The following is a 13747-nucleotide window of genomic DNA, read 5'->3' as shown; positions in this document are numbered from 1 at the left end:
CCGACCGACCCCGAGAGGGCACCCTGTTGACCTCGTCGACGACGGCCGCGACGCCCGCCGCGGCCCCCGCCCGCGCGGAGCGCGCCCGGCGCCGGTCCGCCGGCGCGCTGGACACCCGCCGGCAGTGGTGGGGCTGGCTGTTCCTGGCCCCGTTCACCGTGGTGTTCGTGCTGTTCCTGCTCGTGCCGCTGGGGTACGCCTTCTGGCTCAGCCTGCACACGAAGGGCATCGCCACGGGCGGCGAGAGCGTGTTCACGGGCGTGGCGAACTACGTGCGCGTGTTCACCGACGCCGACTTCCTGTCCGGGATGGCGCGGGTGGGCAGGTTCGTGCTCGTCATGGTGCCGATCCAGGTCGGCCTCGCCGTGGCGATCGCGCTGGTGCTCGACACGCTCGCCACCCGGCTGTCGAAGGCCTCGCGCCTGCTGGTCTTCGTGCCGTACGCGATCCCCGCGGTCATCGGCGCCCTGATGTGGGGCTTCCTGTACAGCCCGCGGTTCGGCCCGGCGAACGACCTGTTCGGCCTCTTCGGTCTAGACGCCCCGGACTTCCTCAGCCGGGACCTGATCTTCGGCTCCCTGGTCAACATCGTGACCTGGCAGTGGGTGGGCTACTACATGATCATCGTCTACGCGGCGCTGCGGGCGATCGACCCCTCGGTGTACGAGGCGGCGCGGCTCGACGGCGCCGGCAACCGGCAGATCGCGTTCCGGATCAAGATCCCCATGATCGCGTCGTCGATGGTGATGATCGTCGTCTTCGCGCTCATCGGGACGCTCCAGTTCTTCACCGAGCCGACGGTGCTGCGGTCGGTCGCGCAGGGTGCGATCCCCACCACCTACACCCCGAACCTGTACGCGTACTCGATGGCGTTCTCCTACAGCCAGTTCAACTACGCCTCCACGATCGCGTTCGCGCTGGGGATCCTCGTGTTCATCGGGTCGTACGTCTTCCTGTACGCGACCCGCAAGCAGAGCGGACTGAAGTGATGACGACGTCGCACACCTCGCGCCGGGCCGGTGGCCGGCGCCTCGGCTCCCACGTCTTCCTGCTCCTGGCCGTGCTCTACTTCGTGGTCCCGCTGTGGTGGCTCGTGGTCGGCTCGACGAAGTCCAACAGCGGGCTGTTCGTCGGCACCGGCGGCGCCCTGTGGTTCGACGACGAGCTCGCGCTGTGGGACAACGTCACGCAGCTCTTCACGTACCAGGGCGGCATCTACTGGACGTGGCTGCGCAACTCGTTCGTCTACGCGTTCGCCGGCGGCGTCGGGTCCACCGTGCTCGCGGTCCTCGCGGGCTACGCGCTGGCGAAGTACCGCTTCCGCGGCCGCAACCTCTACTTCTCGATGCTGCTGGGCTCGGTGATGGTCCCGCTCACGGCGCTGACCATCCCCACGTTCGTGCTGCTGAGCCAGCTCGGGATGATCAACACGATGTGGGCGGTCATCCTGCCGTCGCTGCTGAGCCCGATCGGCGTCTACCTGGTGCGGGTGTACGCCGTGGACGCCATCCCGGACGAGATGCTCGACGCCGGCCGCGTCGACGGCGCCGGCGAGCTGCGCCTCTTCGTCCGCGTGGCGCTGCCGCTGCTGCGGCCCGCCTTCGTCACGGTGCTGCTGCTGACCACGGTCGCGACCTGGAACAACTTCTTCCTGCCGCTGGCGGTGCTGCGTGACCCACAGCTGCTGCCGGTCACGGTCGGGATCAACCAGTGGCAGGCCCTGTCGAACGCGGGGGCGGGCGGGGAACAGGTGTGGAACCTCATCGTCACGGGCGCGCTCGTGTCCATCCTGCCGCTGGTGGCCGCCTTCCTGGGCCTGCAGAAGTACTGGCAGGGCGGGCTGTCGCTGGGGGCGATCAAGTGAGCGCCGCGAAGGTGGGGCCCCTGGGCGGGCCGCTGCCGCACGCGCGCACGCGGCCGCTGCCGGCGGACGCCGTGCGGCTGCTGTCGACCGGGCACCTGGGCGCCTGGCAGGAGCGCAACGCGACGGCCACGGTCCCGCACTGCCTGGACGCCCTCGAGGCCTCGGGTGCCCTGGACAACCTGCGCCGCCTGCTCGACCCCGCAGACCCGGAGCACCACGCGGGGCCCTACCGCGGCTTCAACTTCGCGGACTCCGACGTGCACAAGACGCTCGAGGCCGTCGCCTGGGAGACGGCGCGGCAGACGGCGCTGGAGACGGCGCGGGAGGCAGCGGGCCGCAGGCCGGGTGCGGACGGCGGGCCGGCGCGGGCCGAGCCCCCGCACGAGGGGACCGTGCGCCGCGTCGTCGACCTCCTGCGCCGCGTGCAGGCGCCGTCCGGCTACCTCGACTCGCACGTGCAGGGCGGCGCGGCGCCGTCGCGCGAGCCCTACGCCGACCTGCGCTGGGGACACGAGCTGTACGTGCTCGGCCACCTCCTGCAGGCCGGCGTGGCGCGGTCCCGCGCCACCGGCCGCGACGACCTGCTCGACGTCGGGATGCTCTGGGCCGATGACGTCGCGGACCGGCTCGCGGCCGGCGAGGAGCTGTTCTGCGGCCACCCCGAGATCGAGTCGGCGCTGGTCGAGCTCCACCGCGAGACCGGCGACCACCGCTACCTCGACGCCGCCCGCCGCATGATCGACCTGCGCGGGCACGGCCGTCTCGGCTCTGGGCCGTTCGAGCCCGCCTACCACCAGGACGCCGTGCCCGTGCGCGAGGCGACCGAGGTGACCGGTCACGCCGTGCGCCAGCTCTACCTGCTCGCCGGCGTCGTCGACGTCTACCTGGAGAGCGGGGAGGCCGCCCTGCTCGAGGTGGCCGAGCGGCTGTGGGACGACGCCTTCGGCCGCCGGGCCTACGTGACGGGCGGCATGGGCTCGCGGCACAAGGACGAGTCGTTCGGCGACCCGTTCGAGCTCCCGCCCGACCGTGCGTACGCCGAGTCGTGCGCAGGCATCGCGAGCGTGCTGTGGGGGTGGCGGATGCTGCTCGCCACGGGCGACGGCTGCTACGCCGACGCGATCGAGCACGCCCTGCACAACGTCGTCGCGGCCGCCGTCTCGCTGGACGGCACGCGGTTCTTCTACTCCAACCCGCTGCAGGTGCGCGACGGGCACGACGGCGCCGACGAGTACCACGCCTCCGGACGCCGGGGCTGGTTCGCCTGCGCCTGCTGCCCGCCCAACCTGGCGCGGCTCGTCGCCTCGCTCCAGACCATGGTCGCGACGGCCCGCGACGACGGCATCCTGGCGCTGCACCTGTACGCCGACGCCGACCTCACCGTCCCGGGCGCCGCCGTCCCGGGCCCCGACGACGGCGGCAGGCCCGTGCGGCTGTCGGTGCGCACCGGCTACCCCTGGGACGGGGACGTCGTGCTCGCCGGCGACGCGCCGCTGCCCGCGCTCGCGCTGCGCGTGCCGGGCTGGGCCGACCCCGGCCGCGTGCGGCTGGAGGTCGACGGCGCCGCCGCGCCGCTGCCGGAGGTCGAGCGGGGCTACGCCGTCGTGCCCGCCGGTGCCCGCGAGGTGCGCCTCTCGCTGCCGCTGGACGTGCGGGTGCTGCGCGCCCACCCGCGGGTGGACGCCGTCCGGGGGTGCGTCGCGCTCGCCCGCGGCCCGGTGGTGCACTGCCTCGAGCAGGCCGACCTCGTGGTCGGCACGGCGCGCGCCGCCTATGCGGACGGGACGCCGGTGGTGCTGGACGACGTCGAGGTCGACCTCGCGTCGCCCGTCGACGTCGGCCCGCCCGACGCCGCGCTGGGCGTCGGCGCCGTGCTGCGGCTCGCCGTCGTCACGCGGCCGGCCGACGGCGAACCGCTGTACGTCCCGACGTCCGCGCCCGGGACAAACGGCGCCGCGACACCCACGACGCCACCCGACGGGCTCCGACTGTCCGTGCGGGCGGTGCCCTACGCTGTGTGGGGAAATCGAGGAGAGGGTCCGATGCGGGTCTGGATGCCGGCTGCGCGGCCGGAAGGGGTGTGATCGCGTGCCGGTGACCATGCACGACGTCGCGCTGCGCGCGGGCGTCTCCATCAAGACCGTGTCGAACGTCGTCAACGGCTACCCCCACATCCGCCCGGAGACGCGGGAGCGGGTCGAGGAGGCCATCGAGCACCTCGGCTACCGGCTCAACACCACGGCCCGGAACCTGCGCACCCGCCGCACCGACATGATCACGCTGGCCGTGCCGGAGCTGTCGCTGCCGTACTTCGCCGAGCTCGCCGACTCGGTCATCCGGGCGGCGGAGGAGCGCGGCCTGACCGTCCTCATCGAGCAGACCAGCGCCAGCCGGGAGCGCGAGGTCGAGGTGCTCACCGGCCGCCGCCGCCACCTCACCGATGGCCTGATCTTCTCCCCGCTGGCCCTCGGGCCCGAGGACGTGGACCTGCTCACCACCGACGCGCCGCTGGTCGTGCTGGGCGAGCGGATCTTCGACGCCCCCGCCGACCACGTGACGATGAACAACGTGGCCGCGGCCCGCGCCGCCACCCTGCACCTGGCGTCGCTCGGGCGCCGCCGCATCGCCGTCGTGGGCGCGCACGAGGGCGAGCTCGTCGGCTCCGCGGCGCTGCGCACCGAGGGCTACCGGCAGGGCCTGGAGGCCGCCGGGCTGCCCTACGACCCGGCGCTGGTCGGCGAGGCGGGCCTGTGGCACCGCTCCACGGGAGCCGAGACCATGGCCCGGTTGCTCGACGCCGGGGTCGAGGTGGACGCCGTGTTCGCCCTGAACGACGCGATGGCCCTGGGTGCGCTGCACGCGCTGCACGCGCGGCGCCTCGACGTCCCCGGCGACGTGGCGCTCGTCGGCTTCGACGACATCGACGACGTGAAGTACGCCGTGCCGACCATCAGCTCGGTCGACCCGGGCCGGGAGCAGATCGCGCGCACGGCGGTGGAGCTGCTCGTCGAGCGGATCGCGGGGAGCGGCACGCCGTTCCGCCGCGTGGTGCCCGGTTCGCGGCTCGTCGGGCGCGAGTCGACGGGCGACGTGCCCGAGGGCGGGGGAGAGGTCGTCGCCGCGGTGCAGCCGGGCGGCACCGAGGAGGTCGCGCCCCGCTCCTGAGACGGCGCTGCCGTGGGTCAGGAGGCGGCGGCGTCGATCCGGTCGAGGCTGTCGTCGACGAGGCGGCCGGTGGCCCACAGGGGGAACGACGCGCCCGCCAGCGCGAGCGCGAGCGGCATCGCCCACCCGGCGAGCGCCGTCGCCCCCGCCACCACGAGCACGGCGAGGGTCGTGGTCGGCGCCAGCAGCGGGGCGAGCAGCAGGAACCGCCAGGTCTCGAGCGGCCCGCGGTCGTAGCGCGCCGCCACCCGCACCCAGTACGACACCGCGACGAGGGCCCACGCGCCGACGACGACCAGGCCGAGCTGCAGCGAGGCGCGCGCGGGGCCGTCGAGGAGCCCCAGCGCGACGGCGTCGAACCACAGCAGGAGCCCGATCACCCAGGCCGGGGCGAACAGGAGGTTCGTCCGCCCGAAGCCCGCGCGCCACGTGCGCCAGAAGGTGCGCCAGGGGGTGGGGCCGGCCGTCATCCCGGCGGCCACCGCGCCACCCGCGCGCAGCGCCGGGCCCAGGCCGAGCACCACGCCGCCGGCCAGCGTGCCGAGGACCACCATGGCGTTGACCTCGACCAGCAGGGTCGCCCAGCGCAGGGCCGCCATGACCCCGCCCGCCCAGCCGGGCACCTCCGCCTGGGCGACCCGCCGCCGGGCGGCGTCGCGCAGGTCGGCGGGGTCGGACGGGAGCCGGTCGCCAGGGGGCGTCGCGTTCATGGCCGGACCTCCTCCGTGAGGCGGGTGGCGAGCAGCGTGCGCCCGGCGTCGTCGAGCGTGGACAGGCACAGCGTCGCACGGTCGCGCACGGCGTCCCAGCCCGGGTGCACGACGGCGGAAACGGCCGCGCCGTCGGGCGACGTCCAGGCGAACCGGCCGCGGCCGAGCGCCCGGGCGTCCGCCCCCACGTCGAGCGGGACGACGGCCCCCGCCTGCACGCGCGTGGGGTCCGCGCCGGGGCGCAGGACCTCCCACGTCCCGGCCAGGGCGGCGACGTCGGACGGCCACGCGTCCTCGTCGTCCTGCTCGCGGGCGTCGCCGGCCCACGGCTGGGGCGAGACGAGGGGCCACGCGTCGTGCGTCCACACCAGGCGGCGCACCTGGAGCCGGTGGGCGGTCGGGGCGTCCGCGTCGCGGACGTGGTGCACGAGGAGCTGGCGGCCGGGCCGCTCGCCGCCCGCGGGCTCGGTGAGCACCGAGGCGTGGCCGGGTGCCAGGATCCCGGGCCCGCCGGCGAACCGGTGCCCCGTGAGCACGGGCACCCCGACCGACCACGGCTCCGCGGCCGTGTCGGTGAGCGCACGCCCCGCACGGTCGACGAACGGCCCGGTCACGGCGTCGGCCACCGCGGCGCGCAGGTGGTACGAGCTCGCGAGCGAGTCGTAGGACACGAGCAGCGCCCAGCCCCCGCCGGGGCGGGGGAGGGCGAACGCCCCCTCCACCGCGCCGTTGTCGACGTGCGGGGCGCGGCGCGCGAGCAGCGTGCCCGGGTGGGCGGTGAGCCCACCGGGCACGGCGGAGGCCGCGGCGTAGTCGGCGACGAGGCCCGTGGCGGGGTCGAGCGGCAGCACGTGGAGGCCGCCGAAGAAGGACCCGTACACGAGCCAGTGTCGCTCGCCGTCGACGACGACGTTCGCGTCGATCGCGTTCGGGTGCCCGGCGCCCGCGGGCGGGTCGTGGTGCTCGCTCGCGACCACCAGCCCGCGGTCGGCCCACGGGCCGCGCGGGTGCGGCGCGGTAGCCAGCCCGATCGCCGACCGGCGCGAGCCGAACGTCGACGCCGAGTAGTACATGCGCCACGCGCCGTCTCCCGCCGGCCCGACCCGGACGACCTCCGGGGCCCACAGGCCCTCGGCGCCGGACCAGGCCGCGGCCGGTCCGGGGACGCCGTCGAGCGCCCACCCGTGGAAGTCCCACCGCACCAGGTCGGTCGAGCGCCGGACCTGGACGCCCCCGCGCACGGGGCCGTCGTAACGCGCGTCGGTCGAGAAGCACCAGTAGGTGCCGTCGTCGTCGCGCACGATCGTCGGGTCGTGCGCGTGCCGGCCGCCCCAGGCGTCGAGGTCGGCGGGCGCCTCCCGGTCGTCGACGCCGTCGTCCACGCGGTCGTCCGCGGGCGCGGCGGGGGCCTCGACGGGCGGCGCGGTCGGCCCGTCGAGCAGCTCGTCCGTCATGTCAGCCCTTCGTGCCGGTGAGCGCGACGGACTCGATGATCTGCCGCTGGAAGATCAGGAAGACCACGAGGATGGGCAGGACCGCGACGACCGAGGCCGCCATGATCAGCGGGTAGTCGCGCTGGGTCGCGTACTCCACGTTCATGTTGGCGATGACCACCTGGAGCGTCTGCTTCTCCGGCGTGTTCAGGTACAGGATCGGGGCGAGGTAGTCGTTCCAGACCGCCATGAACCACAGGATGAACTGGGCCGCGACGGCGGGCCGGATGATCGGCATGATCATGCGCCAGAAGATCTGCCAGTAGGAGGCGCCGTCGATCTTGGCCGCCTCGACCAGCGAGTCGGGCACGCTCGACAGGTACTGCCGCAGGAAGAAGATCATCACGATGTTGCCGAAGATCGCGGGCACGATCAGGGGCAGGAGCGTGTCCACCCAGCCGATCTTCGAGAACATCACGAACTGCGGGATCATGATCGTCGGGAACGGGATCATGATGCCGGTGAGCAGCCCGATGAAGATCGCGTTCTTGAACGGCATGCGCATCTTGGCCAGCGCGAACGCGGCCAGCGAGCAGGTGAGGGTGCCGATCACCGTGACGCTCAGCGACACGATGACGCTGTTCCTGATGCCGTCCAGGACGTACGAGTCGGTCCACATCCGTACGTAGGTGTCCCACTGGAGCACCTCGGGGATCCACACCGGGGGCAGCGCGAAGACCTCGAGCTTCGTCTTGAGGGACGTGGAGAACATCCACAGCAGCGGGGCGACCATGAAGATCGCGCCGGCGGCCAGGATGATCCACACGACGGTGTCGGTGAGACGGGAGCGCGCCGCGCGGCTCAGGTCCATTCGGGTCATGGTGCTCATGGCTGTCTCCGGGCCTCAGTCGATGACGAAGCTGCTGTTGCGCTTGTTCAGGCGGAACTGGATGAGCGTGATGAGGAGGATGAGGACCCCCAGCACCACCGACATCGCGGTCGCGTAGCCCATCTGCTGGTACCGGAACGCCTGCAGCCAGATGTGGTAGACGACGGACGCCGTGGAGTACTCGGGACCGCCGGTGGGCGTCATGATCTGGATCTCGATGAAGATCATCGCGCCGCCGATGACCTGGGTGACGACGAGGAAGAACGTGACGGGCTGCACCATCGGCAGGGTGATGGAGCGGAACTTCTTCCAGCCGTTCGCGCCGTCGAGCTCGGCGGCCTCGTAGAGCGAGCGCGGCACGGACTGGATGGCGGCCAGGTAGAGCAGCATCGAGTACCCGAGGCCCTTCCAGACGGCCATCATGATGATCGCGGGCTTGGCCCAGGTCGGGTCGGCCAGCCAGTTGGGCCCGTCGATGCCGAAGATCGCGAGGAACTGGTTCACGAGGCCGAAGTCGCCGTTGTACGCCCACTGCCACAGGATCGCGATCGCGGCGATGGAGGAGATCACCGGGATGTAGTAGATCGTGCGGAACGCCGTCCGGCCGATCAGCTTGCGGTTCATCATGACCGCCAGCGCGAGCGAGAGCGCCAGGCCGATCGGGATGCCGATCATGTAGAAGAACGTGTTGAACAGCGACTGGCGGAAGCGCTCGTCGCTCATGAGCGCCACGTAGTTGTCGAGGCCGATGAACTGCATCGGGCCGAGCCCGTTCCACCGGGTGAGCGACGCGTACAGCGCGTACCCGGTCGGGTAGGCGATGAAGAGCAGGTAGCCGAGCACGGGCGCGGCCACGAAGATCAGCGCCCACTTCTTCTCGTGCCGGTGGAGCCGCCTGGTTCCGCCGCCGGGGGGCTGGCGCGGCGTCGTCGCCGGTGCCGAGGTGCGAGCTCCGGTCGCGGCCGGCGTCGCGGTGGACGTCATCGCAGACTCCTTCGTCCTGAGGGTGCGGGGAGGCCGTCGCGGCCGCCGCGGGATCGCGGCGGCCGCGCGGGGAGAGCGGGTGGCGTCACGACGCGGCGGCGGCCGCGGCCGCGGCCTGCTCGGCCTGGGCGTTCGCCTGGTCGAGCAGCTCCTGCATGCGGGGCTGGACCTCCGCGAGGTACTCGGCCGCGGGCTTGTCGCCGTCGATCACCGGCTGGATGCCGACCCACAGCTCGTCGTACCACTCGCCGCCGTAGGTGTAGGAGGACGAGCCTGCGCGGCCGTAGTCCTCGGCGATGTCGAGGAACTCCTGGCGGTTCTTCGGCTTGACGCCCTCCTCGGTGGCCTCCGCGGCCCACTTCTCGGCGGTGTCGATCCGGTTCGGGATCTGGATGCTCGCGTCGACCAGCGTCTCCTGCGCGGTCTCGTCGGTGGACAGGTAGGTCGCGAGCTGGACGGCCTCGTCGGGCATGGCCGTGGTGTTGGAGACGCCGATGCCGAGGGTGCCGATCCAGGTGGCGGGCTCACCGGTCTTGCCGACCGGCCAGGGCAGCAGGTCGTACTCGAAGTCGAGCTCGTTGTACACGCTCATGTCCCACGGGCCCACCGGGAAGAAGCCGATCTCGCCCGCCATGAAGCGCTGGTAGGTGTCCAGCGTCTGCGACTGCTCGGGGTTCGGGGTGACGCCGTGCTCGTTGGTGAGGTCGGCGATGAACTGGATGGCCTCGGCGAACTCCGGGGTGTCGACCGTGACCTCGGTGAAGTCCTCGTTGGTCCAGTCGCCGCCGTTGCTCCAGACGAAGGCCTGCGAGTTCCACTGGACGTTGAGGCCGGTGCCCCACTGGTCGACCTCGCCGTCGCCGTCCGTGTCCTGGGTGAGCTTCTGGCAGATCTTGAGCCACTCGTCCCAGGTCAGGGGCTCGTCCGGGTCGGGGCGCTCGATGCCGGCCTTCTCGAGCATGTCGGCGTTGTACCCGAAGGCGAACGGGCCGATGTCCTTCGGCAGGCCGTAGAGGCGCCCCTCGGACGTGCCCTGGACGGAGCCGTCGAAGCGGTAGGAGTCGAGGCCGTACTCCCAGATGTTGTCGAGGTCGGCGCCCTGCTCGGCCACCTTGTCGGTGATGTCCATGAGGACGCCGGAGCTCACGTACGACTGCAGGCTGGCGGTCTCGATGTAGAAGACGTCCGGGACCTTGTTGCCGGCCACGGCGGCCTGGAGCTTCTGGGCGTACTGGTCGGCGGACGTGACGATCATCTTGACCTCGACGCCGGTGTCCTCGGTGAACCGGTCGATGGCCTCCTGGTAGGCGGCCTTCTCGTCCTCACCGCCACGGAACATGAACGTGAGCGTGTCGTCGGAGCTGCTGCTGCCGCCGGAGCTGCAGGCGGCGGTGCCGGCGACCGCCAGAGCGGCGACGATGCCGGCGGTCAGGCGTGACTTCCTCATCACGGGGTCCTCTCGGTCTTCCGGGTCCGGGACCCGGTGGACCGGGCCCGCGGCCGAGGCGACCTCGCCTCGGCTTTACATCGATGAAGAGCCATCGACCGGCCAACCGTGGCACGGCCCCCGGCGTGCGGTCAAGTGGCCCAGGTCACGAGAATGCAACGATGTAACGCCGCGCTGCGGCGTCCGCCCGGCGACCCCGCCCGCGCTTGACGGCGCCGTCCGACCCGGGGCATGCTCACGCTTCTACAACGATGTACAAGCGTCCGCGGCGGAGCCGGTGCGGGCGCGGCGAGGAGAACGATGCAGCACGGCGCAGCGGCGGGGCCGCCCCTGGGGTGGAACTCGTGGGACAGCTATGGCACCACGGTCACCGAGGCCGAGGTGCTGGCCAACGCCCGGTTCCTGGCCGACCGCATGGCCCAGGTCGGCTGGGACACCGTCGTCGTCGACATCCAGTGGTACGAGCCCACGGCGCGTGCCGGCGGCTACAACGACGACGCCCCGGTGCGGTTCGACGACCGCGGCTTCCTCCAGCCCGTCGTCGAGCGCTTCCCGTCGGCCGCCGCCGGCGCGGGCTTCGCCCCGCTCGCGGCGGCCGTGCACGACCTCGGGCTGCGGTTCGGCATCCACCTCATGCGCGGCATCCCCCGACGGGCCGTCGAGGCAGACCTGCCGGTGCCCGGCACCCCGTACCGCACCGGCGAGATCGCCGACCGGTCGAGCACCTGCTCCTGGAACTCCGACTGCTACGGCCTGCGGCACGACCACCCCGGCGCACAGGCCTGGCTCGACGCGATGATCGACCACGTCGTCGGCTGGGGCGTGGACTTCCTCAAGGTCGACGACATGCTCGCGCCCTACCACGCGGCCGCGATCGAGGCGCTGAGCCTCGCGGTCCGGCGCGCGGAGCTCGCGCACGGCCGCCCGGTCACGGTCTCGCTGTCACCGGGAACCGACCTCTCGCTCGCGCACCTGGAGCACCTGCGCGAGCACGCCGACCTCTGGCGCGTCTCCGACGACCTGTGGGACCGGTGGTCCGACGTCGAGGACCAGCTCGGCCGCATGGCCCGGTGGGCGCCGCACTCGGGCCCCGCCGGCTGGGCCGACGCCGACATGCTGCCGCTGGGCCGCATCGGCCTGCGGGCCGAGCGCGGCGAGCCGCGGATGAGTCTGCTCACCGTCGACGAGCGCCGCGCGCTGCTCACCCTGTGGGGCCTGGCCCGCTCGCCGCTCTTCGTCGGCGGCGACCTGCCCTCGTCCGACGACGGCACGATCGCCGACCTCGTCCACCCCGGGCTGCTCGACCTCACCCACCGTTCCGCCGACGGCCGCGAGCTGCTGCGCGAGGGGAACCGCGGGGCCGAGACGGTCGTGTGGGGCGCCGAGGGCACCGGCGCGCGTGACGGCGCCCGCTGGGCCGCCGTCTTCAGCACCGCCGACGTCGCGCGCCGCCTGCGCGTGCCGGCCGCGTCCGCGGGCCTGCCGGGCGCCCCGCTCGCGCTCACCGACGTCTGGTCCGGGGTACGCGTCGACCTCGCGCCGCCCGGCGCGGCCTCCGGCGGCGACTCCGTGCTCGACGTCGAGGTGCCAGCGCACGGCGTGCGGCTGCTGCGCCTGGACCCCGCAGACCGCCCGACCACCGACCACTCATGAGGAGCCTCATGCTGTCCGCCACCGTCACCCTCGATCCCGCGTTCGTCGTCGGGCCCGTGCGCCGCCGTACGTTCGGTTCGTTCGTCGAGCACCTCGGCCGCTGCGTGTACACCGGCATCCACGACCCCGAGCACCCGAGCGCCGACGCGGACGGGTTCCGCGGCGACGTCGTCGACCTGACCCGCGAGCTCGGCGTGAGCACGGTCCGCTACCCGGGCGGGAACTTCGTCTCCGGCTACCGGTGGGAGGACGCGATCGGCCCGGTCGCCGAGCGGCCGCGCCGGCTCGACCTCGCCTGGCACTCCACCGAGCCCAACCTCGTGGGCGTGGACGAGTTCATGCGCTGGTGCGCCAAGGCCGGCGTCGAGCCGATGATGGCCGTCAACCTCGGCACCCGCGGCGTGCAGGAGGCCCTGGACCTGCTCGAGTACTGCAACGTGCCGGGCGGCACCAACTGGTCCGACCGGCGTCGGGCCAACGGCGCCGCCGACCCGTACCGCGTGAAGATGTGGTGCCTCGGCAACGAGATGGACGGCCCGTGGCAGATCGGGCACAGGACGGCCCACGAGTACGGGCGGCTCGCCGCCGAGACGGCGCGGGCGATGCGCATGGTCGACCCCGACCTGGAGCTGGTGGTGTGCGGGTCGTCGGGCTCGGTGATGCCGACGTTCGGCGAGTGGGAGCGCGTGGTGCTCTCCGAGACGTACGAGCACGTCGACCACGTCTCGGCGCACGCGTACTACTGGGAGGAGGACGGCGACCTGGCGTCGTTCCTCGCCTCCACGGTGGACATGGACCACTTCGTGGAGTCGGTGACGGCGACCGCGGACGCCGTGCGCGCCGCCGGCAAGCACGCCAAGCGGATCAACGTCTCGTTCGACGAGTGGAACGTCTGGTACCAGAGGCGCGCCGAGTCGCGACCGCCGTCGGGCGACGACTGGCCCGTCGCCCCGGTGCTGCTCGAGGACCGGTACAACGTCGCGGACGCCGTCGTCGTGGGCTCGATGCTCATCTCGCTGCTGCGGCACACCGACCGGGTGCACGCCGCGTCGCTCGCCCAGCTCGTCAACGTCATCGCGCCGATCATGACCGAGCCGGGCGGGCGGGTCTGGAAGCAGACGATCTTCCACCCGTTCGCGCTCACCTCGCGGCACGCGAAGGGCGAGGTGCTGCGGCTCGCGGTGGACTCGCCCGTGCACTCCACGGCGAGGTTCGGCGACGTTGCGACGCTCGACGCGGTCGCCACGCACGACCCGGAGACCGGCGAGGTGGTGCTGCTCGCCACCAACCGGTCCGTCACCGAGGACGTCGTGCTCGACGTCGACCTACGCGGCTTCCCGGGGCTGCGCGTCGTCGAGGCGCTCACGCTGGCCAACCCCGACCACACGTGGTCCGCCACCGCCGACGACGACACGTCCGTGCTGCCGCGGGCGAACACGACCGCGAAGGTCGCCGACGACCGGGCGCGCGCCGAGCTGCCGCCCGTGTCGTGGTCGATCGTCCGCCTGGGCCGGGCGTAGGGCTCGTGCGTCAGGAGCGCAGGACGACCTCGCGACCGCGACGACTCCGGGCGACGACGGCGGCCGCGCTGGCCGTCGTCGT

Annotated in this window: 11 protein-coding genes; 6 read left to right on the top strand and 5 right to left on the bottom strand. The window is 72.9% G+C overall.

What is annotated here, in order from left to right:
- Positions 1-26 precede the first annotated feature (26 nt).
- The 4 genes from ABD254_RS03800 to ABD254_RS03785 are packed head-to-tail and all read left to right on the top strand — an operon-like array spanning position 27 to position 5029.
- Positions 27-989, top strand: coding sequence for a carbohydrate ABC transporter permease (locus ABD254_RS03800; RefSeq protein WP_344245815.1), 963 nt, complete (start codon positions 27-29; stop codon positions 987-989).
- Positions 989-1864, top strand: coding sequence for a carbohydrate ABC transporter permease (locus ABD254_RS03795; protein WP_344245813.1), 876 nt, complete (start codon positions 989-991; stop codon positions 1862-1864). Before ABD254_RS03800 ends, ABD254_RS03795 begins: the two co-directional genes overlap by 1 nt.
- A complete protein-coding gene (locus ABD254_RS03790; RefSeq protein WP_344245811.1) occupies positions 1861-3948 on the top strand; it encodes a glycoside hydrolase family 127 protein in 2088 nt (695 codons plus the stop codon). The genes ABD254_RS03795 and ABD254_RS03790 overlap by 4 nt, the downstream gene beginning before the upstream one ends.
- 4 nt (positions 3949-3952) lie before the next feature.
- The gene (locus ABD254_RS03785) at positions 3953-5029 is read left to right on the top strand and encodes a LacI family DNA-binding transcriptional regulator (protein WP_344245809.1); all 1077 of its coding nucleotides are present in this window, start codon (positions 3953-3955) and stop codon (positions 5027-5029) included.
- A gap of 17 nt (positions 5030-5046) precedes the next feature.
- On the opposite strand, the gene ABD254_RS03780 is transcribed toward ABD254_RS03785, so the two are convergent.
- The 5 genes from ABD254_RS03780 to ABD254_RS03760 form a co-directional block, all read right to left on the bottom strand.
- Positions 5047-5739 carry a YesL family protein gene (locus tag ABD254_RS03780; protein ID WP_344245807.1) on the bottom strand — a complete coding sequence of 231 codons (693 nt, stop codon included), beginning with the start codon at positions 5737-5739 and terminating at the stop codon, positions 5047-5049.
- Positions 5736-7193, bottom strand: a complete 1458-nt coding sequence (locus tag ABD254_RS03775) for an arabinan endo-1,5-alpha-L-arabinosidase (protein ID WP_344245806.1) — start codon at positions 7191-7193, stop codon at positions 5736-5738. Before ABD254_RS03775 ends, ABD254_RS03780 begins: the two co-directional genes overlap by 4 nt.
- A gap of 1 nt (position 7194) precedes the next feature.
- A complete protein-coding gene (locus ABD254_RS03770) occupies positions 7195-8061 on the bottom strand; it encodes a carbohydrate ABC transporter permease (protein ID WP_344245804.1) in 867 nt (288 codons plus the stop codon).
- A 15-nt stretch (positions 8062-8076) separates the two neighbouring features.
- Positions 8077-9045: a carbohydrate ABC transporter permease gene (locus ABD254_RS03765; RefSeq protein WP_344245803.1), complete on the bottom strand. Its 969-nt coding sequence runs from the start codon at positions 9043-9045 to the stop codon at positions 8077-8079.
- Between the two features lie 85 nt (positions 9046-9130).
- Positions 9131-10492: an ABC transporter substrate-binding protein gene (locus tag ABD254_RS03760; RefSeq protein ID WP_344245802.1), complete on the bottom strand. Its 1362-nt coding sequence runs from the start codon at positions 10490-10492 to the stop codon at positions 9131-9133.
- Between the two features lie 300 nt (positions 10493-10792).
- On the opposite strand from ABD254_RS03760, the gene ABD254_RS03755 reads away from it, so the two are divergent.
- Both ABD254_RS03755 and arfA read left to right on the top strand, forming a co-directional pair.
- Positions 10793-12145, top strand: coding sequence for an alpha-galactosidase (locus ABD254_RS03755; protein ID WP_344245800.1), 1353 nt, complete (start codon positions 10793-10795; stop codon positions 12143-12145).
- 8 nt (positions 12146-12153) lie between these two features.
- Positions 12154-13665, top strand: coding sequence for an arabinosylfuranosidase ArfA (arfA, locus tag ABD254_RS03750; RefSeq protein ID WP_344245798.1), 1512 nt, complete (start codon positions 12154-12156; stop codon positions 13663-13665).
- Positions 13666-13747: the final 82 nt, after the last annotated feature.

Source organism: Isoptericola hypogeus (genome assembly GCF_039531145.1).
Taxonomy (GTDB): Bacteria; Actinomycetota; Actinomycetes; order Actinomycetales; family Cellulomonadaceae; genus Isoptericola; species Isoptericola hypogeus.
Note: the sequence above shows the minus strand (reverse complement) of the source record. Positions and strands in the feature narration are given on the sequence as shown.

Coding starts and splice junctions, on each gene's coding strand:
- ABD254_RS03795 (WP_344245813.1), top strand. CDS start 989: ATGACGACGTCGCACACCTCGCGCCGGGCCGGTGGCCGGCGCCTCGGC.
- ABD254_RS03780 (WP_344245807.1), bottom strand. CDS start 5,739: ATGAACGCGACGCCCCCTGGCGACCGGCTCCCGTCCGACCCCGCCGAC.
- ABD254_RS03775 (WP_344245806.1), bottom strand. CDS start 7,193: ATGACGGACGAGCTGCTCGACGGGCCGACCGCGCCGCCCGTCGAGGCC.
- ABD254_RS03770 (WP_344245804.1), bottom strand. CDS start 8,061: ATGAGCACCATGACCCGAATGGACCTGAGCCGCGCGGCGCGCTCCCGT.
- ABD254_RS03765 (WP_344245803.1), bottom strand. CDS start 9,045: ATGACGTCCACCGCGACGCCGGCCGCGACCGGAGCTCGCACCTCGGCA.
- ABD254_RS03760 (WP_344245802.1), bottom strand. CDS start 10,492: ATGAGGAAGTCACGCCTGACCGCCGGCATCGTCGCCGCTCTGGCGGTC.
- ABD254_RS03755 (WP_344245800.1), top strand. CDS start 10,793: ATGCAGCACGGCGCAGCGGCGGGGCCGCCCCTGGGGTGGAACTCGTGG.
- arfA (WP_344245798.1), top strand. CDS start 12,154: ATGCTGTCCGCCACCGTCACCCTCGATCCCGCGTTCGTCGTCGGGCCC.